The organism is Rhizobium sp. NLR10b (assembly GCF_019685435.1).
Lineage (GTDB): Bacteria > Pseudomonadota > Alphaproteobacteria > Rhizobiales > Rhizobiaceae > Rhizobium.
Window position 1 is genome coordinate 78,340 of the sequence record NZ_JABDWV010000011.1, and the last position, 21,642, is coordinate 99,981.

The 21,642-nt window shown below is 59.9% G+C and carries 21 protein-coding genes and 1 pseudogene; 12 read left to right on the forward strand and 10 right to left on the reverse strand.

What is annotated here, in order from left to right:
- Positions 1 to 189 precede the first annotated feature (189 nt).
- The 5 genes from HJB91_RS19020 to HJB91_RS19040 form a co-directional block, all read right to left on the reverse strand.
- Complete coding sequence (locus HJB91_RS19020) at positions 190 to 564, reverse strand: hypothetical protein (protein WP_210633480.1); 375 nt, start codon at positions 562 to 564, stop codon at positions 190 to 192.
- A gap of 31 nt (positions 565 to 595) precedes the next feature.
- Positions 596 to 1,201 (reverse strand): hypothetical protein, encoded by a 606-nt coding sequence (locus HJB91_RS19025; protein WP_210633481.1) that lies wholly within the window; start codon positions 1,199 to 1,201, stop codon positions 596 to 598.
- A gap of 8 nt (positions 1,202 to 1,209) precedes the next feature.
- Positions 1,210 to 2,541 (reverse strand): hypothetical protein, encoded by a 1,332-nt coding sequence (locus HJB91_RS19030; RefSeq protein ID WP_221155711.1) that lies wholly within the window; start codon positions 2,539 to 2,541, stop codon positions 1,210 to 1,212.
- A gap of 87 nt (positions 2,542 to 2,628) precedes the next feature.
- Positions 2,629 to 4,512, reverse strand: a complete 1,884-nt coding sequence (locus HJB91_RS19035) for an adenylate/guanylate cyclase domain-containing protein (protein ID WP_221155712.1) — start codon at positions 4,510 to 4,512, stop codon at positions 2,629 to 2,631.
- A 200-nt stretch (positions 4,513 to 4,712) separates the two neighbouring features.
- Complete coding sequence (locus tag HJB91_RS19040) at positions 4,713 to 5,783, reverse strand: LacI family DNA-binding transcriptional regulator (protein WP_221155763.1); 1,071 nt, start codon at positions 5,781 to 5,783, stop codon at positions 4,713 to 4,715.
- 223 nt (positions 5,784 to 6,006) lie between these two features.
- On the opposite strand from HJB91_RS19040, the gene HJB91_RS19045 reads away from it, so the two are divergent.
- From HJB91_RS19045 to HJB91_RS19080, 8 genes are all read left to right on the forward strand, one after another.
- Entirely contained in the window at positions 6,007 to 6,960 is a 954-nt protein-coding gene (locus tag HJB91_RS19045; protein WP_210633484.1) for a sugar phosphate isomerase/epimerase, read from the forward strand.
- A 58-nt stretch (positions 6,961 to 7,018) separates the two neighbouring features.
- Positions 7,019 to 8,251, forward strand: a complete 1,233-nt coding sequence (locus HJB91_RS19050; RefSeq protein ID WP_221155713.1) for an ABC transporter substrate-binding protein — start codon at positions 7,019 to 7,021, stop codon at positions 8,249 to 8,251.
- A gap of 103 nt (positions 8,252 to 8,354) precedes the next feature.
- Positions 8,355 to 9,242 (forward strand): carbohydrate ABC transporter permease, encoded by an 888-nt coding sequence (locus tag HJB91_RS19055; protein ID WP_210633486.1) that lies wholly within the window; start codon positions 8,355 to 8,357, stop codon positions 9,240 to 9,242.
- Entirely contained in the window at positions 9,242 to 10,126 is an 885-nt protein-coding gene (locus HJB91_RS19060) for a carbohydrate ABC transporter permease (protein WP_210633487.1), read from the forward strand. Before HJB91_RS19055 ends, HJB91_RS19060 begins: the two co-directional genes overlap by 1 nt.
- A 7-nt stretch (positions 10,127 to 10,133) precedes the next feature.
- Positions 10,134 to 11,216, forward strand: coding sequence for an ABC transporter ATP-binding protein (locus HJB91_RS19065; protein WP_221155714.1), 1,083 nt, complete (start codon positions 10,134 to 10,136; stop codon positions 11,214 to 11,216).
- A gap of 85 nt (positions 11,217 to 11,301) precedes the next feature.
- Entirely contained in the window at positions 11,302 to 12,954 is a 1,653-nt protein-coding gene (locus HJB91_RS19070; RefSeq protein ID WP_210633489.1) for a GMC oxidoreductase, read from the forward strand.
- 155 nt (positions 12,955 to 13,109) lie between these two features.
- Entirely contained in the window at positions 13,110 to 14,024 is a 915-nt protein-coding gene (gene ppk2, locus HJB91_RS19075) for a polyphosphate kinase 2 (protein WP_221147242.1), read from the forward strand.
- A gap of 158 nt (positions 14,025 to 14,182) precedes the next feature.
- Positions 14,183 to 14,374, forward strand: a complete 192-nt coding sequence (locus HJB91_RS19080; protein ID WP_210633491.1) for a hypothetical protein — start codon at positions 14,183 to 14,185, stop codon at positions 14,372 to 14,374.
- 128 nt (positions 14,375 to 14,502) lie between these two features.
- Here HJB91_RS19080 and HJB91_RS19085 read toward each other — a convergent pair whose 3' ends face one another.
- A complete protein-coding gene (locus tag HJB91_RS19085; RefSeq protein ID WP_221147241.1) occupies positions 14,503 to 15,378 on the reverse strand; it encodes an aldo/keto reductase family oxidoreductase in 876 nt (291 codons plus the stop codon).
- A 97-nt stretch (positions 15,379 to 15,475) separates the two neighbouring features.
- On the opposite strand from HJB91_RS19085, the gene HJB91_RS19090 reads away from it, so the two are divergent.
- A complete protein-coding gene (locus HJB91_RS19090; protein ID WP_210633493.1) occupies positions 15,476 to 16,387 on the forward strand; it encodes a LysR family transcriptional regulator in 912 nt (303 codons plus the stop codon).
- Positions 16,388 to 16,431: 44 nt separating this feature from the next.
- Here the strand turns inward: HJB91_RS19090 and HJB91_RS19095 are convergent, their stop codons facing one another.
- The 4 genes and pseudogenes from HJB91_RS19095 to rpsU form a co-directional block, all read right to left on the reverse strand.
- Positions 16,432 to 16,911: a pyridoxamine 5'-phosphate oxidase family protein gene (locus HJB91_RS19095; protein WP_221155715.1), complete on the reverse strand. Its 480-nt coding sequence runs from the start codon at positions 16,909 to 16,911 to the stop codon at positions 16,432 to 16,434.
- A 60-nt stretch (positions 16,912 to 16,971) separates the two neighbouring features.
- Positions 16,972 to 17,540: pseudogene (locus HJB91_RS19100) on the reverse strand (alpha-ketoglutarate-dependent dioxygenase AlkB).
- Positions 17,541 to 17,559: 19 nt separating this feature from the next.
- Complete coding sequence (locus HJB91_RS19105) at positions 17,560 to 17,754, reverse strand: hypothetical protein (protein WP_210633495.1); 195 nt, start codon at positions 17,752 to 17,754, stop codon at positions 17,560 to 17,562.
- 46 nt (positions 17,755 to 17,800) lie between these two features.
- On the reverse strand, positions 17,801 to 18,034 hold the full coding sequence (gene rpsU, locus HJB91_RS19110; protein WP_210633496.1) for a 30S ribosomal protein S21: 234 nt from the start codon (positions 18,032 to 18,034) through the stop codon (positions 17,801 to 17,803).
- 598 nt (positions 18,035 to 18,632) lie between these two features.
- On the opposite strand from rpsU, the gene HJB91_RS19115 reads away from it, so the two are divergent.
- From HJB91_RS19115 to HJB91_RS19125, 3 genes are all read left to right on the forward strand, one after another.
- Positions 18,633 to 19,352 (forward strand): Ig-like domain-containing protein, encoded by a 720-nt coding sequence (locus HJB91_RS19115; protein WP_221147238.1) that lies wholly within the window; start codon positions 18,633 to 18,635, stop codon positions 19,350 to 19,352.
- A gap of 155 nt (positions 19,353 to 19,507) precedes the next feature.
- On the forward strand, positions 19,508 to 19,696 hold the full coding sequence (locus HJB91_RS19120) for a hypothetical protein (RefSeq protein ID WP_020922905.1): 189 nt from the start codon (positions 19,508 to 19,510) through the stop codon (positions 19,694 to 19,696).
- Between the two features lie 410 nt (positions 19,697 to 20,106).
- Positions 20,107 to 21,603 carry a DUF4173 domain-containing protein gene (locus HJB91_RS19125; protein WP_221155716.1) on the forward strand — a complete coding sequence of 499 codons (1,497 nt, stop codon included), beginning with the start codon at positions 20,107 to 20,109 and terminating at the stop codon, positions 21,601 to 21,603.
- Positions 21,604 to 21,642: the final 39 nt, after the last annotated feature.

Here is a 21,642-nt window from a genome sequence, read left to right on the forward strand (position 1 = left end):
CAGATCGCCCGGTGTTGTGATTTCGTAGCACGACGGGCGGATTGATGGGGTCAGACGAAGTTTTGATGGAGCGCAGTCCGCGCCCTGTGGGGACATGGCGCCGGATGCCGTTATGGCAGCCGGCGCTGAGACAAAAGCGCTTAAGTCCTGTACGCCCTCAATCCGCCATCGATAGCGGCGGCCTCGACGTCAGACAAGTTTGAATGTTTTTCGTGTCGCTTCAACTTTGCCCTTCATGTCATCCAGTTTTATGGCAATCCAGAACTCAGTTTTTTCGTCGAATGGGCCGGCATCTAGTTCCGGTTTAACAACGAGCGACAACACTTTGTCTGTGCTCGTCGCAGAGCCATCGGTATCTATTTTGATTTTATAGATTTCTTTCTTGTCGCTGGCAGTTGGGTTTGAAACGTCGTCACTCCCGTCTGGCTGAGTAGAGATATAGACATATATCTTGTTGCTGAGACCGGAGCCTATTATTTTAAAGGGCGTTCGAACAAGCAATGGAGCAACGACGGTCTCGGGCTCGAGGCGCTCGATTTTAACTTTAGGGTTTGCGGCGGGCATATGATCCTCCCTCATCCGTCTTTAACTTGAATTACTCGTTATCGCCTGATCTTCGAGGAATGAACCCACCTGATCTTGACATCACGCCACCGGAGCGGGACAGGGCCCCGCCCGATCTGGACATTGCGCTGCTCGCCATCCCTCGGGGGTCAGAGGAAACCTCGGCCGACAGAAGGATTTGCTCGAGGGTTCCTGTTTCAGCATCGAGTCTCATCGAGACGTCGCCCTTGTCATAAATCCAGACCCTGATGTCCTTGGCGAGTGCTCCGAATTGGGAACCAAGGCCGGTTCGCGCACTCGAACCAGGAGCCCGATACAATCTGTCATACTCAATATCGCCATCCACGTTCCTCGGCGGCGGATCGTCAGGATCGGCTCCCGGGCCGTGGACAACGAAGATCGCTGGTCGACCAAGTTCAACGAACGCCCCCTCGAACGAGAAAGCGAAGATTCGCGCCAGAACCGCGTCGGCTGCACCAAGCTGGTCTCTCAGAAAATTATTTCTTCCCGCTATTGGTACGCTTAGATTCTGATAAATGGGGCCTCCTCTAAGGATCAGATCGCTCAGCGGACGTCCGAACAGATGTATCGATGATATGCCTAGTAAAGTTTCATTGTCTGCCACTTCTCCCTCCATCTCTGTGATTATTGGCTTCTAGCTAATGTCGACAGCAGAACTTTCTCGCGATAGCTCATCTTCGGAAGATTCAGATGATCTCTCGGCAGCAAGATTCGCGCAGAGTGAAAATGGCTGCGATGCTCGCTACCCTTGAGGTGCGCGCCGGCGTGTAGCTTGCCGATCGCCCGTTGCCCGAAATTTCCGGTGATGATCCCCGCGAATTGGCCGCGAGTTTCCTTTCGATCAACTGCAAGCATCGTTTCCGCGACGTCGCCGTAGTCCAAAAAGTCGGGAGCAAGGGTCCACAAGGTTTCCGCCAGATACGTGCCGGCGATGTCTCGTGCATCGAGCAGCGCTTCGACAAATCCATCCGGATTCCGCGCAAAAGCGCGGTCGAAAGCGAGCTGTACGGGCGCCTCGGCAGTCGGGTCGAACTCGGCAATATCCGAGAGATCTTCGACGTCCCGGGAGATGAGGCCTCGCGCCACAAGGCTCTCGTGAAAGATATCGACGAGTATATCGAATACCGCACCGGTGAGTGGCTGGGAGAGCTCGTGTTCGTCCTTCCAGGCACGCGTGAATTCGGCCATCGTCCGTTTGTTGTTTGCCGAACGAATCTGACGATGCGGCGAGAATTCCGAAAAGCGTGCGAGGCGATTTGCCCGGTAAAGGTTGCCGCGCGTCTCCTCGAGTACATTCTCGATCACCGACGGAAAATGCATGGCCGCGATCAGCGACACGCAGTCTGAGAAGGACTCCTGGAAGCCGAGATATTCCGGATACTCGGTTCCCGGGCGCGGTACGCCGAGGACGCTGAAGATGATCGCGTGCCCCACCTCATGGGCGATGACGTCGAAATCCAGGCTGAAGGGAAGGATGCGCCCATCCTTCTCGAACTGGCTGCCGACTTCAAGGAAGCCGTAGCCGTACTGGGCGTTGTCCCACTGCGGCAAAATGGAGATTTCCAACCGGTCATAGTGATCGCGAAAATGCCACGTAAGCGGCTGGCCGAGATAACGCTCCCAAACATCGAGTGTGAACCGTACGCAGCCGAAGACATGCGCGGCTTCGAAAGCGGGCATCGAAGGTCGGAGATGGTCGAAATTGCCGCGCTCATCGGGAGCGGCCGGCTCGAGGATTTTGCCCGTCCAGGGCGGAAGGGACATATACGGCGTCCCGAGCGGGCCGTGGTTTACGCCATAGGGAGAGATTTTGCCGACCGGTTCGACAACAAACATGTAATCGTCGGCCGGACCAGCGGTCAGGCTGCCCAACGGAGACGACACTTCGACAATCTCGGGACTTGATCGAGCATCTTCAAACGGAGGCTGCACAAAAAGTCTGAACCGGGTGCCCATCCGCTCCCCCCTCAAAAGACTTTCTTGATTGCCAGTTTAAGTTGACATTCGGCGCTCGTGGCAGATTTAGCAAGTAATAAAATGGTATTAGTGACGTTGTTCAGACAGTGAAACCAGTTTCAAATAGCGCGGGTGACTGCGAATGGGATCGAGATCGGAATCATTCTTGAACCATAGCCGCATTTCGATGCCGACTTGCGGCATCCAGACTTCAAGCAAGTCTATCGCCCGATCGATCTCGCCAAGCAGTGCATAGGTGCAGGCGGCGTTGTACTGAATGTTTATATCATCGGGATCCGTCGCCAGGGAGCGCGCCAACCATTCCAGCGCGGTGTCGCGAACACCGAGGAAGGCCAACGCTGTCGCTCCCAGGCAGGCAACATTGGCATTCTCCGGATGGAGCCGCAGTTCCTCCTCCGCCCGTTTCAATGCGATCCTGGCATAGCTGCTGGCCTTATCTATTTGTCCGAGTGAACGTAAGACGTTCACAAGCATGATCGGTGCACCGTAGTCGGCAGGCTTGATTTCCATCGCCCGCTGAAAGTGCGTAGCCGCAAGTTCGAACTGACCTTCAGTGACGCAAAATTCGGCATAGTAGCGGTTCGCTTCGTGGCAATTGGCGTCGAGCGACAAAGCTTGCTCGAATGCGGAAGCTGCCTCGGTGCGATTGCCGGCCACCGCCAAAGCAAATCCCTTGGCAGCATAAGCCTCCGCCAGATTAGGATCGATAACGAGCGCCGTCGCCGTGTTTGCAAGAATATCTTCGACCGGAATTTCAGCGCCGAATTGAGACCGCAGGCGCGCATCGCAGACCGCGATGCCGGCATAGGCGCGGGCATAACCCGGATCCAGTTCGATGGCTCTGGCGAAGCTCTGCCTAGCCATCAGATGGTTGGAGCGTGAAGCAATATGGTAGTATTCGCGTCCTCGGAGGAAATGCGTATAGGCTTCAACGCTCTCTGTCGGCGCCTGCTCGATTGCCCTCTTCTCCTCCGGCAGCAGCTTGACCTTGAGCTGCCCGACGATTGCCTTGACGATCTCGTCCTGCATTTCGAAAATGTCGGTCAAATCGCGGTCGTAACGCGCGGCCCAGACATGGCCGTCGCTGGCTGCTTCAATCAATTCCGCATTGATCCGCACGTGGTTGCCTGCCTTGCGGACGCTGCCCTCCACGATATAGGCAACGCCGAGTTCGGCAGCGATACGTTGGAGGTTTTCGCTCCGGCCTTTCCACGTAAAGACAGTGTTGCGGCTTAGTACGAACAGGCCTGAAACATTCGATAGATCAGTGATGAGATCTTCGGTGATGCCGTCGCTGAAGAAATCCTGCTCGGGATCGTTGCTGATGTTGGCGAATGGCAGAACCGCAACCGAGGGCTTGTTGACGGGCGCCCGTGTGTGTCCGCCTGCGGTAAGCGGAACCTCTTCACTGGAGGGGGCATTGCCCCAATCGGCAAAATAGACATGGACCGGTCGGGATATATTCTTGACGGTCATGGCGCCCTGGTCTGCGAAACCGAGGCCGAGCTTGTTGGCGACTTCGTGGCGCACGGCCGCCGAACAGGCGATACCGCCAGGGGCCGCAAGAGCTTGCAGCCGGACTGCGACATTAATGCCGTCTCCATGAAAGTCATCCTCATCGAAGACGATGTCGCCGAGATTCAAGCCTATGCGGAACGCAAAATGCCTGTCCGCCGGAATCCCTATGTTGCGCTCCAGCATGCCGCGCTGGATCTCGACAGCGCAGCGTGCCGCACTCAGCACGCTGCCGAACTCGACCAGGAAACCATCGCCCATGACCTTGATTATATGTCCGCCATGGGTTGCGACAGCAGGATCGAAGAGTTCCCGGCGATGCTGACGAAGGGCGTTGAGCGTCTCCTCTTCGTTGGCTTCGAGGAGACGGCTATAGCCCACCACATCGGCAGCCAGAATAGCCGCCAGCCGACGTTCAACAAGCTCTGCGCACATGCCCGTCTCCCCAACGCGCTGGTGGCAATACTATTCAGTTCAAGAAGCTGGCCAGCAATGTTGCCGGACGATTGTATTACTGACAACTAAAATCTCCCGGGCGGTTGTAAGAACCGCCGGAACCGCTTGATGGATTATAGTGGAACTTCAGAATTGATGGTGCGGCCCCTGATTACGGGAGGCCGCGGGTTCCGGCATCGTCAAGTCTTCGCAGCGGCGATGCTCTCCCGCAGGATAAGCCTGCTGCGGATGACGGTACGCAGCGGTGCCGGGTTTTGCGCCCTGCCAATGGTGTCGAGCAAGAGTTCCACCGCCGCGCGGCCCATCTCTTCCACCGGCTGCTCGATCGTCGAGAGTGGCGGCGCGGAGAATTCGCAGACCGGGGAGCCGTCGAAGGAGATGACCGACAGATCGTCGGGAATGCGCAAGCCTGCACGCTTGATGCGGCTGATGAATGAAATGGCCATGTCATCGCTGGTGGCGATAACCGCCGTTGGTTTTTCGGCTAGCTTCGTGAAATCGTCCGCCGCCTGAACGCCGATGTCGAAGCCGTGTTGATAATCGAGGCGACCGCCCGAGCGACGCACTGCCTGCTGTGGCAGGCCCGCTGCATCGAGCGCCTCGAGCACGCCGCCATAGCGCTCGACATCGTGATAATTGCCTTCAGGGCCTGCAAGATAGAGGAACCGCCGATGCCCCAGCCGGACCAACTCGGCCGTGACGTCGCGCACAGCCTCGCGATCGTTGGTAACGACGCTCTGCAGGCCCGCATCGCTCATGTCGAGCAGCATCGACACGATCGGCAGGCCGGAATTTGCCAGCGAACGCCCGTCGACCTCCGGAAGCTTCGACGACAGGATGATGGCGCCGCGCACGCTGCCGCCGAAGGCGAGATCGAGAATGTGCCGCTCGGAGGCCTCGTCGCGATCAAGGTTGGCGATCATCAGGTTATAGCCGCCCTGGATCAGCGTCTTGTTGATGCTCTGCAGGACCTGAGGAATGATCTGGGAGACGCCATAATAAAGCGACCCCGGCAGGATGATCATGATGATGTTGGATTTTCCGACCCTCAGGCCGCGTGCCATTGCGTTCGGCGTGTAGCCGAGTTGCCTGGCGGCCGCATTGATCTTGGCACGGGTCTTCTCGTTGACCCGTCCGGGATTGGCAAGCGCCCGGCTGACCGTCGATATTGCGACACCGGCGAGCCGCGCGACATCAGCCATCAAAGCGCCAGACGGCTCTTCTCCCGCCACATCCTTGTTTTTATTCACCTTTAATTCCGTCCTCCCGGATGCTTCGATTTGCAATTCTAAGGCAGGTGACGGTTTATAGCAAACGTTTGCCAAAAATCGCTTGCTTAAAAAACCAGCTTGGCTATCATTTGGGCATGGCAAACGATTGCCGTCTCTTAATGCATTGAAAATGCACGACGTATTGAATGCGGAGCCGCTGTTTCGCATGCAGATAGCATCGTGCCTTGAGAATGGATAGGTTATGGCCACTGACGACAGACTACGCTTCGGTGTCGATCTCGTGACGTTCTTCCATCCCGGCTTCTGGGGCGTCGGCAGCCATGATGCGATTGTCGACCATGCGCGCGCCGCGCCGCGCGCCTTCTGGGACAAAATCCTCGACAGCGTCCAGGCTTCCGGCGTCACCGGCGTCGAGGTGACCTTCTCTCCCTTTAACTGGCAGGACGCGATCCAGACCTACGGTTCGATCGATGGCTTTGCCGCCGAACTGGCAAGGCGCGGGCTGACGCTTTGCAGCGGCTTCTTCGCAGAGCTCGAGGCAGCGGGAGACTTTACCGACCCTGAAGCCCAGCGCGCTTTGATCGACAAGGCGGAACGATATGCCGATTTCCTGAAGGCCTGCGGCAGCGATATCATGGTGATCGGCGCCCCCCTGCGCCAGACGCTCGGCGCCCAGCCGGTGCAGTTCCATGACTTCGACCATGCCAAGGCAATCGCGGATTTCCTCAACCGGCTCGGCGCGACCCTCCATGCCAGAGGCGTCCGGCTCGCGCTGCACACGGAGGCGCACTCGGTCTTTGCCGCCGCGCGCGACGTCGACCTGATGATGTTGCTGACCGATCCGGCCTATGTGCATATGTGCCCCGACACGGCCCACATCATCGTTGCCGGCTCCGACCCCGTCCAGCTCGTCGACCGCCATCATCAGCGCATGATCATCGCCCATTGGAAGGACGCGATCGGCCCGATGCCTGCCGACACCCCGATCGACAAGCACATCCACGAACGCCACCAGCCCTATTTCTGCGGCTTCGGCCTCGGACGGGTCGACTGGCCGGCCTGGATCCGGCTGCTGCGCGACCGGGCCTATGAAGGCTGGGCGATCCTTGAACTCGATGCCGCGCCGGATCCGGTCCGCGACATCGCTAACGGGCTCACGCTCGTCCGGCAGGCACTCCTGCCGATCTACCGCTGATATCATTCCGAAGACGACAAACGCCCCGCCAAGAGGGCATTTTCAAGAGGTGGAACATATGACGACCATGATGAAGTTTTTTCTTGCCGGTGTGGCTTTCGCCGGTCTCTTCGCCGCGGCGCATGCCGAGGACAAGCCGACGATCGAGATCATGTCGTCCTGGACATCGGGCGGCGAAGCCGCAGCCCTCAACGTCATCAAGACGGAGTTCGAAAAGCGCGGCGGCGTCTGGAAGGATTCCTCGATCGCCGGTTTCGGCGCGGCCGACGCGGCTTTTCAGAACCGTATCGTTGCCGGTGATGCGCCCGGCGCCAAGCAGGGCGTCATCGGCCTTGCCGCCGCCGATTTCGTCAGCCAGGGCCTGTTCAATTCGATCGACGACGTGGCCGCCGCCGGCAAGTGGGCCGACGCCCTGCCGAAATCGATCCATGACCTCATTTCCTATGACGACAAGGTCTATCTCGCGCCGACCGGCGCGCATGGCGAAAGCTGGGTCTTCTATTCCAAGGAGGCCTTCGACAAGGCTGGGATTGCGCAGGAACCGAAGAGCTGGGACGAGTTTTTCGCCGATTTCGACAAGCTGAAGGCCGCCGGCATCATCCCGGTCGCCTGGGGCGGCCAGCCCTGGCAGCAGACGAAGGTCTTCAACATGATCCTGCTTTCGCAGGTCGGCATCGACGGCTTCCTCAAGATCTATGTCGATAAGGACAAGAGCGAAGCGTCTGTCGCCGGCATCAAGAAGACGCTTGAAATCCTCGGCAAGCTGCGCGGCTATGTCGATGCGGGTGCTGCGGGCCGCAACTGGAATGATGCGACCGCCATGCTGATCACCGCCAAGGCCGGCGTGCAGTTCATGGGCGACTGGGCCAAGGGCGAATTCACCGTCGCCGGCAAGGAACCGGGCAAGGATTATGGCTGCATGATCGCTCCTGAATCCAAGGGCATGGTCTACATCGCCGACGCCCTCTGGTTCCCCAAGACCGGCAATGGCCAGACCGACAAGGCGCAGAAGCTTCTTGCCGAGGTCGTGATGGACCCGACCGTCCAGGTCGAATTCGCCCTTAAGAAGGGCTCGGTCCCGATGCGCGCCGATGTCGATAAGTCGAAGCTTGATGCCTGCGCCCAGAAGGGTGCGGAGCTGATGGCTGCCGGCGCGATCGTACCGGATCAGGCGATCGTGCTCACGCCGCAGCAGGTCGGCGCGCTCGACGATTTCGTCGACGAATATTGGAGCGGCGGCTCGAACGACGCGGCGGCTGCGGCCGAGAACTTTTTCGCCACCTTCGAGTAGGATCGTGCCCGTGGCGTCGGATTGATCCCGACGCCACTACTGGCCGGCCGCCGCGCTCGCGGGGCGGCGCGTGTTCCGCTTTCCACCGTCAATGAGCTGGCCGATGCCCGTCAAACGCAAGCGCAATCTTTCCGCGACCATCGCCCTCTTGCCGACATGGTTCGCCGCGGTCGTGGTCTTCATCGGCACGATGGCCTGGTCGATCCGGCTGTCCTTTACCAATTCCACGCTCTTTCCATCTTCGACCTATGTCGGCTTCGCGCAATATTCCAAGCTCTTCGCCTCGGCCAAATGGCTCGCCTCGCTGCAAAACGTCTTGATCTTCGGCGTACTCTATGTGTCGGGCTGTCTGGTGCTCGGCTTCCTGCTGGCCGCCGCCCTCGATCGCAAGATCCGCTTGGAAAGCGCCTTCAGGACGATCTTTCTCTATCCCTACGCCATGTCCTTCGTGGTGACCGGGCTGATCTGGCAATGGATGCTCAATCCGACGCTCGGCATTCAGGCGAGCATGCGTTCGCTCGGCTGGGAAGGCTTCGTCCTCGACTGGGTAGTCAATCGGGACATGGCGATCTATGCGCTGGTGCTTGCCGGCGTATGGCAGGGCGCCGGGCTCGTCATGGTGATTGCGCTCGCCGGCATACGCGGCATCGAGGCCGAGCAATGGAAAGCGGCGCGCATTGACGGCATTCCCGTCTGGCGCATCTATGTCTCAATCATCCTGCCCCAGCTCGGACCGGCGCTTGCGGCTGCCGGCATGCTGCTCGCCATGGGTGTGATCAAGACCTACGACATCGTCGTCGCCATGACCAACGGCGGCCCCGGCAATGCCACCGAAGTGCCGGCGAAATTCATCATGGATAATCTGTTCGGGCGCCAGAATCTCGGCCTTGCCACAGCAGGCGCGACGGTGCTGGTCCTTGGCGTCATCATCGCCGTCGCGCCGTTCCGCTACGCGATGCACATGCGCAACCAGGCAAAAGGTGGGGCGTGATGAACCAGCCTCACCCGAATGGGCCGAAGCCGGCACGGATCACCGCGGGACGCATCGGCCTTTATACCTTCCTGGTCGCCGCCGCCCTTTTCTTCCTGCTGCCGCTCTATACGATGGTCGTCACTTCGCTGAAGTCGATGGACGAAATCCGACTCGGGCAGATATTTGCCCTGCCCGCCACGCTCGATTTCTCCGCCTGGGTGACAGCCTGGTCGGGCGCCTGCATGGGAACTGTCTGCGTCGGCATTCGCAGCGGCTTCTGGAATTCGGTGGCGATCACCGTTCCCGCCGTCGCGATCTCGGTCTTCATCGGCGCCGTCAACGGCTATGCGTTGTCGCTCTGGCGGCCGCGCGGGGCGAATGCGCTCTTTGGCCTGTTAATGGCCGGTGGTCTCATCCCCTATCAGATCTTCCTCTATCCGATGGTCCGGGGCATGGCGAATATCGGCCTCTACAATTCACTCGCCGGCATCATTCTCGTCCACGTCATCTTCGGTCTGCCGCTGGTGACGCTGCTCTTCCGCAACTATTTCGTCAGCGTGCCGGAGGAGCTCTGCAAGGCCGCGCGCGTCGACGGCGCCGGTTTCTGGCGCATCTTCTTCGAAATCATGCTGCCGATCGCCGTGCCGATGGTCGTCGTCGTCTCCATGCTGCAGTTCACCGGCATCTGGAACGACTTCCTGCTCGGTCTCGTCTTCGCCGGCCGCGACAACCTGCCGATGACCGTGCAGCTCAACAATATCGTCAATACCACGATGGGCGAGCGCACCTACAATGTGAACATGGCGGCGACGATTCTCACCGCCATCGTCCCTCTCGCCATCTATTTTCTGTCCGGCCGCTGGTTCGTGCGCGGCATCGCCGCCGGCGCAGTCAAGGGGTAACGCTTCCATGCAATCCGCTGTCTCCGTCAAGGACCTGAAGATCGCCTATGGCCACCACACGGTGATCGAGAAGATGTCGATCGACGTCGCGCCCCGCGAGTTCCTGGTGCTGCTCGGCCCTTCCGGCTGCGGCAAGTCGACGCTTTTGAACGCCATTGCCGGCCTGGAGGACATTACGGCGGGCGAGGTGTGGATCTCAGGCAGGAACGTCAGCTGGGAGGAGCCGAAGGATCGCGGCATCGGCATGGTCTTCCAGTCCTACGCGCTCTATCCCCGCATGTCGGTGCGCAAAAACCTCTCCTTCGGGCTTCGCGTCGCTGGTCTGCCGAAGGCCGAGATCGAAGCGCGCGTCGCCCGCACCGCCGCCCTCCTCCACCTCGATATGCTGCTCGATCGACGCCCTGCCGAACTATCGGGCGGTCAGCGCCAGCGCGTCGCCATCGGCCGGGCCCTGGTGCGGGAAGTGGACGTGTTCCTCTTCGACGAACCGCTGTCGAATCTCGACGCCAAGCTCCGCAACGAATTGCGCGTCGAGATCAAAAAGCTGCATCAGAGCCTCGGCAATACCATGATCTATGTGACTCATGATCAGGTCGAAGCGCTGACGCTCGCCGATCGCATCGCCATCATGCGCGATGGCGTCATCCAGCAGCTCGCCTCGCCGGCGGAGATCTACCGCCGCCCGGCCAACCTCTTCGTCGCCGGCTTCATCGGTGCTCCGGCCATGAATTTCATCGAGGGCCGGATCGAACGCGACGGCGACACTCTGCTCTTCCGGAGCAACGGGCTGGCCGTCGATCTCTCGGGATATGCTTTCCGGGCCGCGGTGGCGGAAGGGCATGTTACATTAGGAATTCGCCCTGAGCATCTTGTGCTCGACGGGGTGGTAAGCGGGCTGCCCACCATTCCTGGCCACGTTTCCGTCGTCGAGCCGATGGGATCGGATACCGTCGTCTGGTTCGACTGGACGGAGCAGAGCCTCTCGCTTCGTCTTATGGGCGACGTCGACGTCAAGCCGGGCGATGCCGTGGCTCCGGGCCTGGATATCGCCAAGGCGTCGCTCTTCGCTGCCGATGGATCGCGGCTATGACGCGCCATCCCTGCGCTTTCCCGCAATTCCGGACGCGTCTCACGCTGCTTTGAGGAATTGCCCCAGGACAGGATTTGAAAGAGACATGTCTGAGATCGTTTATGATGCGCTGGTGATCGGCTCCGGCGCGGCGGGTTCCTTTGCCGTCAAAGAGCTGACGGCCCATGGACTGTCGGTGCTGCTGCTCGAGGCTGGGCCGGCCGTCGGCCCCAGAGATTTCGATCCGGCGCGCAAGAAGGCGCCGGCAAGCAGCATCAATATCTGGGAGCGCGCACGCGCCACACTGAAGGGGCAGCCGATCCAGGCGCGGGCGGCGTTCTTTACTGAACGCTTCAGCCACTTCTTCGTCAACGATCGCAAGAACCCCTATACGACGCCGAAGGGTGAACCCTTTCTCTGGATCCGCGGCCGCCAGGGCGGCGGGCGTCTGCACAGTTTCGGCCGCGTGCTGCTGCGCTGGACCGACGATGATTTCAAGATCCGCTCGCGCAGCGGAAAGGGCGTGGACTGGCCGGTCTCCTATGACGAGCTTGCGCCCTTCTATGACGAAGTGGAGGCCTATCTCGGGCTGTACGGCAACAGGGACGATGTGCCGACCTTGCCGGACGGCCTCTATGCGAAACCGGCAAGCCTGACGCCCGCAGAACAGATCTTCAAGCAGGCAGTGGAAAGCCGCTGGCCGGAACGGCGCGTCGTCTCCTGGCGCTATATCGCGCCGGACGCCGAACGCATGCCGCGACCGCTGCGGGAGGCAAAGGCGAGCGGGCGGCTGACAGTCCGCTATGACGCCATCGTGCGTCGCATCACCACCCACGAAAAGACCGGCCGCGCCACCGGTGCGGAATTCATCGATCGCAATACGGGCAAGGTTTCGACGGCGCGTGCCGCGACGGTCGTGCTCTCCGCCTCGCCGATCGAGAGCGTGCGGCTGCTGCTGAACTCGGCATCGGCAAGACATCCTGATGGACTCGGAAACAGCTCGGGCGGGCTCGGGCGTTATTTCATGGACCAGCTTCCATGCCTCGCCTTCGGCTCTTTTTCCAAGGCGAAGGGTTGGGCCGTTGACGATTCCGCTCCTGTCGATCCTTTCTACAATCCGTCGGGTGGGATCTTCATCCCGCGCTTCGGCGAGGGTGACGCCGCCCGCGGCGATTTCGACTATCAGGGCAGCGTCGGCAGGGCGCCGGTTTCAGAGGAGACCGATGCGCGTCTCGCCTTCTTCGGCTTCGGCCGCATGCTGCCCTATGCCGACAATCGCATCACCCTCGATGGCAAGCGAAAGGATGCCTGGAACATTCCGGTGCCGCACATTCGCTGCGTCATGCAGGAGGAGGAGCAGCGGCTGCTTCGCCGGCAGCAGGAGGCGTTGATCGCCATGATCCGGGAGGTCGGCGGCGACCTGGAATTCATCGGCTCTCCCAGCGGCCTCAAGGAGATGGGCAGGGGCGCCTTTCCCGACGCCGATGCCTTCAGCCGCTTCATGTTTCGCAAATGGTTCCGCAAGACCATGTGCATGGGCGCGGCAATCCATGAAACTGGCGGCGCGCGCATGGGCGAAAGCCCGGAAGCCTCGGTGCTCAATCCCTACAACCAGCTCTGGGATGCCCCGAACGTCATCGTTACCGACGCCAGCGCCTTCCCGGGCAGCGGTATCGCGGGCACGACGCTCACCGTCATGGCGCTGACGATCCGCGCCTGCCGCAACCTTGTCGACCACTACCGAACGGGGCTGCTCTAGTCCCGCCTCCATCTCGTCGTGAGCGGCGTCGAAGAAGTTCGCCGGCATGTGGAGTGGCGAAAGAGGCGAACAAGTGAACGAGCTTTGGGTTATCCAACCGTCACACTAACTTTGCAGTGACATGCTCCTGTCAACTGAGCAGGAAGGGAAAGCCCATGTCTAAAACACATCAGGACCAGCTCAGCCGGATAAAGGCCGAAATCGCCGACAGCTTCGATGAGGAGCTGGAAATGCAGATGGAGGAAGACCGGCTGGACGATCTGGTCGTCGAAGGAATGACGGAACCCGCGGAGCAGACGCTCGATCGAAAGATCTATTTCCGCGAGCTGTTCCGGCTGCAGCATGAGCTGGTGCGGCTGCAGGATTGGGTCCAGTACAAGCAATTGAAAGTGGTGGTGCTTTTCGAAGGCCGGGATTCGGCCGGCAAGGGCGGCGCGATCAAGCGCGTGACCCAAAGGCTCAACCCGCGCGTCTGCCGCACCGTGGCACTGCCTGCGCCGACCGAACGGGAGCGCCATCAATGGTATTTCCAGCGTTATGTCCCGCATCTTCCCACCGCCGGCGAGATCGTGCTCTTCGACCGCAGCTGGTACAACCGCGCCGGCGTCGAGCGCGTGATGGGGTTCTGCACCCCTGACGAACTCGAGGAGTTCTTCCGCTCGGTGCCCGAATTCGAACGGATGCTCGTCCGTTCCGGCATCGTGCTGATCAAATACTGGTTCTCGATCACCGACGAGGAACAGGAATTCCGCTTCAAGATGCGCATCCACGATCCGCTGAAGCAGTGGAAGCTTTCGCCCATGGACATGGAAAGCCGCATCCACTGGGAGGAATATACCAAGGCCAAGGAAGAAATGCTGGCGCGCACACACACCAGGGAAGCGCCCTGGTGGGTGGTGCAGGCCGTCGACAAGAAACGGGCGCGGCTGAACTGCATCGCCCATCTTCTCGAGCAGATTCCCTATGAGGATGTGCCGAAGCCTGAGATCCAGCTGCCGGGCCGTATCCGTCATGCCGACTACATCAGGGCGCCGGTTCCGCCTGAAATGCTCGTACCGGAGCGCTATTGAAAGCATAGCTGCAACAAGTCGGCTGCCGAAGCGTTGAAGCCGAGACCGCATGGTCACTGCCACCGTGCGGTCAACGTGTGTTTCCCAACGGCTGCATCGTGAAGTATAAAGACTGAGCGTCCTTCGGCCGATAATACGGAGATGACAGGAGGTTGATCATGACGGGCTTTTGGAGATTAATCGTTCAGGAGGTTGTGCTCTCGGCGATTCTGGCCGCCGGCACTGTTATCGGCCTTCCCAAGCTTGCCGATCCGAACGCCAGTGCCAATTATCCTTTGGCAATCGTCGTTTTTCTGGCGATGTCAGGGGCCTTGGTGGCTTATGAGCTTCTGACACGGAAGCCATCCTGATGCTCTCGTTTACCGGCCGGTTGGCGCAGCCAACAAGGTGCTGCCGACCGACAGATTGCGCCGGCAGGTCCGGCAAGCTCGCTACGCCGCGCGAGAACACGGCGCAACGATTGCGCCGCCGGCAGCTGTCAGGCCGCGATGTCAGCCATATGATTCAGTTCCTCAACGGCATCATCCGGTAGCACCAATCCGGCAGCAGCGAGATTTTCCCTGAGATGGCCGAGCGACGACGTGCCCGGGATCAGCAGGATATTGGGTGCGCGGCGCAACAGCCAGGCGAGCGCCACCTGCATCGGCGTGGCGCCGAGGCGTGCGGCGACATTGGAGAGCGTGGACGATTGCAGCGGCGTAAATCCGCCGAGCGGGAAGAAGGGTACATAGGCGGTGCCTTGACGGGCGAGATCGTCGATCAGCCGGTCGTCGTTCCGATGCGCCAGATTGTACTGGTTTTGCACACAGACGATCTCGGCGATCCCGCGGCCTTCGGCGACCTGTTTTGATGTGGCGTTGCTTAAGCCCACATGACGGATCAGACCCTGCCGCTGGAGATCGGCCAGAACCGCAAGGGGTGCTTCTATCGAGCCTTCGGCCGGGCGATGCAGGTCAAATGCGATCCGGAGATTGACGACATCAAGCGCATCAAGGCCGAGGTTGCGAAGATTGTCGTGAACCGCCTGCGTCAGTTCCTGGCGCGAGAAGGCCGGAATCCAGGATCCGTCCGTGCCGCGCCGCGCGCCGACCTTGGTGACGATGACGAGATCGTCGCCGTAGGGATGGAGCGCTTCACGGATGATCTGATTGGTGACGTGCGGGCCGTAGAAATCGCTGGTGTCGATATGGTTCACACCGCTTGCGACCGCCTCGCGCAGCACTGCCAGGGCGGTGTCATGATCCCTGGGCGGACCGAACACGCCAGGCCCTGCAAGCTGCATGGCGCCATAGCCAAGTCGCCTCACCGTGCGGTCGCCGATAGTGAATGTGTCGGACTGATTTATGATGGACATGATCTCGCTCCTTTCAAGAGATGAGGCCACACTTACTCCTTGGCGGTGCGTATGATAATCGAGTACAATGCGCACAGGCTGTGCGGAGTGGCGAACAGTGAAAGCAGACCTGAGTGACCTCAACGCCTTCGTCGCAGTGGCGCGGGCGGGTGGTTTTCGCGAGGCAGCGCGCGCCAGTGGCAGCAGCGCCTCCTTCTTGAGCGAAGCGGTGCGTCGCCTGGAGGCCGATCTTGACGTCAGGCTCTTCAATCGCACGACCCGTAGCGTCGTTGCGACCGATGCCGGCAAGGGTCTGCTGGAGCGGCTCGGCCCTGCATTGACGGAGGTGGAGGCCGCGCTCGACGTGGTCAACCGTTTTCGCGACAGGCCGGCTGGTTCGCTGCGCCTCAATGTGCCGGTCAGCGCTGCACGGCTGGTGCTGCCCGCCATCGTCCCGCCATTCCTAGCCGCCTACCCCGACATTCGCCTGGAGATCGTCGCCGAGGAGAGCTTTGTCGACGTGCTCGCTGCCGGGTGTGACGCCGGCATCCGTTATGACGAGCGGCTGGAGCAGGATATGATCGCGATTCCGATCGGTCCGCGCTACCAGCGCTTTGCCACTGCGGCGTCGCCTGCTTATCTCGACCGCCACGGGCGGCCGCAACATCCGAGGGAACTTCTCGGCCATGCCTGCTTGCTGGGCCGTTTTGCCAGTGGTGCGCTGACGACCCCATGGGAATATGAGCGGGACGGTGAAGTCGTGCGGGTCGAACCGACCGGCCCATTGATCGTCAGGGTCGGTGGGGCGACCGATCTTTCCGTCGACGCGGCGATCGCGGGCACAGGAATCATCTGCATTTTCGAAGACTGGCTGCGCCCGCATTTCGACAGCGGCGTCCTCGAGCCCATCCTCGAGCCGTGGTGGCAGCGCTTTTCAGGACCGTTTCTCTATTATCCCGGCCGGCGTCTGGTGCCTGCGCCGCTCAGGGCATTCATCGACTTCGTCAAGGCATCGGCCGGCCGGGCTTGATGTCCGTCGGCGAGCGGCATGCCTTCGGCCTTCGCGCCTATGTGTCAGAGCGTGACCTCGGCATTGTCGCCCATATCCGGTTTGCTGTTGGTGACCGCTGCGGCCGCCATTTTAATATAGCTGATGATGGTGCCGGGGCTGTCCCAATATTCAGCCGAAGACGGGGTAACCTTGAGGATGCGGATGGAGGGATCGTCGGGATTGTCCCACCATGCTTTTGCCGGCGTTGCCCATAATTCACGGATCTTTTCGCGGTCGTTCTGCACCTCGGCCGTCCCCGATATGGAAACATATTTCTGTGCCTTGGTGTCAGCAAAGGCCAGGCAGACATTCGGCCAGCGGGCGACCTCGTCGTCCTTGTGACTGGCTAGACCAGTCAGAAAATAGACTGCATTTTCGAGTTGCGCGCTATAGACAGACATTGGTCGGGCGCGCAGATCGTCGCCGTTGCGGGTGGTCAACATGCAGAACCCTATTCTGTCGATCAACTCCCACACCCGTGTCGCGTCATCCTGCTCGGCCATCGTCATCTCCATTGTGGGAAAGACGGATTAACCATTGGCTTGAGCCAATGTTCCCGCTGTTTATGCGGCCAACTCCCGGAAGGTGATCGAGTAACGCAGTCGGTCGACAGGCGGGATGGAATGCTCCCAGAGCGTTCTTGAGGCGCCGGCCATGAGATAGGCGGAGCCGGGTTCAAGCACGAGCGATCGTCGCTGCCACTTGTCGCCGTTCCGGCGCCTCAGCCTGAAGGTGCAGGACGAAAGCAGGGAGATGCCGACGACGCGGCCGAACACGGCTTTATCCTTATGCCAGCCGATCGGCGCGCCAGGTGCGTATTCCGTCACGAGAGCATGTTCCAGCGCCTCCGGCGCGATATTCGCGAAGCATGCGGCGATCTCGCGAATGGGGAGCGCCATGAGGGTATTTCCCCTGCTTTTCTCATGCGCTGACTGTCGAAGTCGTATTTCCAGCCGAAGGAGACCGTCCTGCGCTTGCCTTCGAACCCGTGGAAGTCGAAGGCTTTGAACGGCAGGGCCGGTATCGCTTCGAGAGCTGAGCGCTGCAGATCGACGGGCACAATATCCCGGATATATCGGAAACCCTCGGGAAAACCGTCGTCGGCCACACCAAAGAGATCCTTCTGCGCCATCATGGTCACCGCTCGCTCCTCAATGCACGCTCGGGGTTTCCATGACCATCGCGAAATCTTCTGCGACCAATTCGCTGACCGCTATGAGGATTTCCTCCCGTGAAAAGCCCGATGTCAGTGCGTGCTGGATCAACTCCTGTAAATCCGGCTCCACGACATCGCGACAATCCTCGAGGCGTTCCTCCGAAATGGTGAGGCTATTCAATTCGTCCATTGTCTATCCTTTCGGCAAATGTAACCGCTGAGGCCGGGGCAGGATTCTAACGCGCGGCCGTCCGCTTGCGCCCGACCAACAGCCCTTCGCGCTGCATCTTCTTGCGTGCAGCCTTTCGCTGCCGGCTGATCGCTTGCGCTTTTTCCCGGAGGCGGCGTTCCGACGGTTTCTCATAGGCGCGCCGTTCCTTCATTTCGGGAAACAGCCCTTCGCGCTGCATTTTCTTCTTCAAGGCCCTGAGGGCCTGATCGACATTGTTGTCTCTGACGAGTACCTGCATGTCGGATTCTCCTTGTTGGATGAGTGTCGATCGTCTTTCAGCCGAACTGCGCGGCGATCGGCGTCTACATTCGCTGCGGCTAAAGAGGCTGAAATGCCTGGCCTACGGCCGCAATCGCAGTCGCTGTGTTTCGTCGCTCAAAAAGAAATCCCCTGCCGGCCGCGGCCGGATTTATCGTTTGTTGCTGGGATTGCCCATAGCGCGCGCGATGACGCCCACCGCCGATCCTTTACGTTCTTTGACGAGTCGGCACTGCTTGAGTGACCGATGGGATCGGGTTCGGCTCTAAAAATAGGTGGCGGCGATGGGGATTGCAATGGTGTGCGGGCACCATAAAGCAGCACCAGAAAAACGCCGCCGTAACCTAGTCGCCCCAGAAGTTCCTTCAAGTTTACCGCGTGTAAATTGTTCTAAATTGCTTCAAATTTGATTGAAGCGGCGTACGTAATGGTCGTTTCATGAAGCGACGACACACGTTATAGGTGAATTTTAACCTTTCGTTAAATAACCCGTTGACTTGAAGTATTAATAAGTTGTTAAAGAAGCCGCTCTCAAGAGGTCAAATTGGCCCGTTAATATACAATTTTAGGAGAAACTAATGGCTTCGCCGATTCACGCAACTGATGATAGTGCAACATTTCAAGAAACTGACGTAATTTCCGGAAATCTGCTTTCCAACGATTCGTCCGACAACGGACACTTGTTCCTGCGCGCCTTCGACGGCGCCAGCGTTGGCGCCAAGAGCGGCTTGAGCCAGATCACCGAAATTCACGGTGAGTACGGCACGTTCTTCGTCAAGCCGGATGGCAGCTATACCTATGTTCTGAGCGATGCCGCCAAGATCGGCTTCACCAACGGTGAAACGCTGACCGAGCGGGTCACCTACAAGATTTCCGACGGCAGCGGTCATACAGATGTTGGCGTGTTCTCCCTGAACATACAGGGCGTTACCCAGGTAAAGCCGATCGCTGTTGACGATACCTACAGCTTCACCGAAGGCAGCGTCATCGGCGGCAACGTTCTCGACAACGACATTGCCGGCGACAACGGCAAGCTGTTTCTCCGTCAGTTCCTGAGCACGAAGGTGGACTCCAAGGCAGATGCCGTAACTGACGTTCAGGGCACCTACGGCATGTTCCACGTCAAGGCCGACGGCTCGTTCACCTATGATCTGACGAGCGATCTGAACGATGGGCAGACCTACACGGAAGTTCTCCGCTATTACAAGATCTCCGACGGGGAAGGCCACACGGACACTGCCCTGGTGACGCTCAACATCCTCGGCACGGACGCTCATCCCGACGGCGTTGGTGTTTGATCCGCAGCAGTAGATCAGTGAGACAAGATGCCCGCCGCGCAATCGGCGGGCTTTTTTATATGCGCCGTTCCTCAATGATTGGCAGACATAACCCTTTTTAGCTAGTTCTTATAAAAGATCGGCAGGCGTAGTCTCGATGTTCGGAGGACACGCCCTTGACCGAACACATCGAACCCAAGCAAATCGAAACGGACGATCTGACGAAAGTCTGGTCCGTAACCGAGTTCTGCGCTCGCCATCGGATAGATGTCGAGGAGCAAGCGTTGTTGCTCAAACTCTTCGGACCATTCGCGACAGCCTGCGAGTTGCTCCATAATGCCAGGCGTGCGCCTCGATACCGATGAGGTCCTCGCTCGCCGGCCGGCGATATTCCCCGCTTCCTTAATCGATCTCGACTTGCCATCCCGGGAACCGGCAGAAGCACCACCTGATCGGGTGGCCTTCGTTGTCGTGCTTCCTAGGGATTGGTGAATTCCCATCCGCCGTCACGCCCGCTGTGAGCTGGAGCGCCCCTCCATGACCTCCCGGATCGGACAATCTCCTGAATTGCTCCTCACTCTCTGCACAAAATCTGCAATCCGGCGCGGCATCTTCCCGCCATGAGCAAAAATGATATCCCGCCGCGCCTCACATCGCCCACCTTGCCGGATCGCCTCCGCGAGGACGGGTGGTGGCTGATCGAGGTTCCTATCGAGGCAAGGTCGGGAAATAGGCTCGTCGTGATCGAAAAACGGCATTTGCGAGAGGAGCACCAATGGACGCAGCCGAGATCCTGACACCACCGATGCGCATCAGGCGCGGCAGCGGCCGGGTCGCCGCTCTGCTTGCGCTGGTGGCGCTTGCCGACTTTCTGATTTTTGGCCACACCCCCGGGATCAATCTTTTCCTCTTTGCTGTTGCGGTCTGCGTCGGCATTCAGTTCTCGGCGCGCAAGCCGCCATCGCCTTCGACGGCGGCTCTTCTCGTGAGCTTTCTGGTCCTGGCTGCGGCTCCCCTGCTGGAAGCGACCTCACTCACGGGCCTTGCCTTTTGCCTCGGCGCGCTGATGTTGGTTGCTCTCATCAGCGCCAAGCTCATGCCTCGCCGGCCAACCGCGCTGCCTCTGGTATTTTGCCGTTTCGCACTTGTCATTCCCTTGCGACTTGTCGGGGATATCAGGAAATATCTTGCGACACCGGGTAAACATCTATCCCTAACCGGCGTTCAGCAGAGCATTGCCCTCTGGATCATGCCTCTCGTTCTCGCCGCGGTCTTCGTGTCTCTCTTTGCGGCTGCGAACCCGCTTATCGAGATCGCGTTGCGGAGCATCGATTTCGGCGTTCTGCTGCAGTTCCTCGATCCTTGGCGGATCGGCTTCTGGTTGACGACCGCCATCGTGGTTTGGGCGATGCTGCGGCCGCGTTTGAAGCGGCGTGGTGCGCGGTCGCAGGCCGGCAGGTCATTCATGATTGTGCCCGCCAGGAACGCACCGCTCGGGCACGCCTCGCTGCTGCGGTCGCTCGTCCTGTTCAACACCGTCTTTGCCGTGCAGACGCTCCTCGATCTCGCCTATCTCTGGGGTGGCGCGGATCTGCCCGATCACATGAGTCATGCCGAATATGCACATCGCGGCGCCTATCCGCTGATCGCGACGGCGCTTCTGGCAGCCGGCTTTGTCCTCGTTGCCATGCGACGCGGCGGCCCCGGCGATTACAGTCCGCTCATCCGTGGCCTCGTCCACGCCTGGATCGCCCAGAACGTCCTTCTCTGCCTGTCGTCGATGCTGCGCCTTGGACTTTACGTCGAAGCTTATTCGCTGACGGAGTTGCGTGTCGCCGCCGGCCTCTGGATGGGGCTCGTCGCCATCGGTCTCATGCTGATCCTGCTGCGCATTCTGCTCAATCAATCCAACCAGTGGCTGATCGCCGCCAACCTCGCCTCTCTCGTGACGGTCCTCTACATCAGCGCCTTCATTGATTTCCCGGCGTTCATCGCCCGCTTCAACGTCAAGCATAGCCAGGAGATCAGCCAGGAAGGCCCGCCGCTCGACCTTGCCTATCTCTCCTCGCTTGGCCCCTCCGTCATTCCGGCGCTCGATCTTTATCTCAGCATGCTGCCGGAACACCTGATCGACCGGAGGAGCGAAGCGGTGACAGTTCGGTACTACCTCGCCAGGAATTTCGGAATGCGCCGGAGTGACTGGCGGAACTGGACCTTCCGGGCGGCGCGGCTGGAGAGCTATCTTCTGGCCCCTGCAGCCATTGCAAGATAGGACGAGAACGATAACAACAGGCACGACAACCAGTACAGG

Bases quoted from the DNA above. Each gene is read 5' to 3' on its own strand.
- HJB91_RS19020 (WP_210633480.1), bottom strand. From the start codon at position 564: ATGCCCGCCGCAAACCCTAAAGTTAAAATCGAGCGCCTCGAGCCCGAG.
- HJB91_RS19025 (WP_210633481.1), bottom strand. From the start codon at position 1,201: ATGGAGGGAGAAGTGGCAGACAATGAAACTTTACTAGGCATATCATCG.
- HJB91_RS19030 (WP_221155711.1), bottom strand. From the start codon at position 2,541: ATGGGCACCCGGTTCAGACTTTTTGTGCAGCCTCCGTTTGAAGATGCT.
- HJB91_RS19035 (WP_221155712.1), bottom strand. From the start codon at position 4,512: ATGTGCGCAGAGCTTGTTGAACGTCGGCTGGCGGCTATTCTGGCTGCC.
- HJB91_RS19045 (WP_210633484.1), top strand. From the start codon at position 6,007: ATGGCCACTGACGACAGACTACGCTTCGGTGTCGATCTCGTGACGTTC.
- HJB91_RS19050 (WP_221155713.1), top strand. From the start codon at position 7,019: ATGACGACCATGATGAAGTTTTTTCTTGCCGGTGTGGCTTTCGCCGGT.
- HJB91_RS19055 (WP_210633486.1), top strand. From the start codon at position 8,355: ATGCCCGTCAAACGCAAGCGCAATCTTTCCGCGACCATCGCCCTCTTG.
- HJB91_RS19060 (WP_210633487.1), top strand. From the start codon at position 9,242: ATGAACCAGCCTCACCCGAATGGGCCGAAGCCGGCACGGATCACCGCG.
- HJB91_RS19065 (WP_221155714.1), top strand. From the start codon at position 10,134: ATGCAATCCGCTGTCTCCGTCAAGGACCTGAAGATCGCCTATGGCCAC.
- HJB91_RS19070 (WP_210633489.1), top strand. From the start codon at position 11,302: ATGTCTGAGATCGTTTATGATGCGCTGGTGATCGGCTCCGGCGCGGCG.
- ppk2 (WP_221147242.1), top strand. From the start codon at position 13,110: ATGTCTAAAACACATCAGGACCAGCTCAGCCGGATAAAGGCCGAAATC.
- HJB91_RS19080 (WP_210633491.1), top strand. From the start codon at position 14,183: ATGACGGGCTTTTGGAGATTAATCGTTCAGGAGGTTGTGCTCTCGGCG.
- HJB91_RS19085 (WP_221147241.1), bottom strand. From the start codon at position 15,378: ATGTCCATCATAAATCAGTCCGACACATTCACTATCGGCGACCGCACG.
- HJB91_RS19095 (WP_221155715.1), bottom strand. From the start codon at position 16,911: ATGGCCGAGCAGGATGACGCGACACGGGTGTGGGAGTTGATCGACAGA.
- HJB91_RS19105 (WP_210633495.1), bottom strand. From the start codon at position 17,754: ATGGACGAATTGAATAGCCTCACCATTTCGGAGGAACGCCTCGAGGAT.
- rpsU (WP_210633496.1), bottom strand. From the start codon at position 18,034: ATGCAGGTACTCGTCAGAGACAACAATGTCGATCAGGCCCTCAGGGCC.
- HJB91_RS19115 (WP_221147238.1), top strand. From the start codon at position 18,633: ATGGCTTCGCCGATTCACGCAACTGATGATAGTGCAACATTTCAAGAA.
- HJB91_RS19125 (WP_221155716.1), top strand. From the start codon at position 20,107: ATGGACGCAGCCGAGATCCTGACACCACCGATGCGCATCAGGCGCGGC.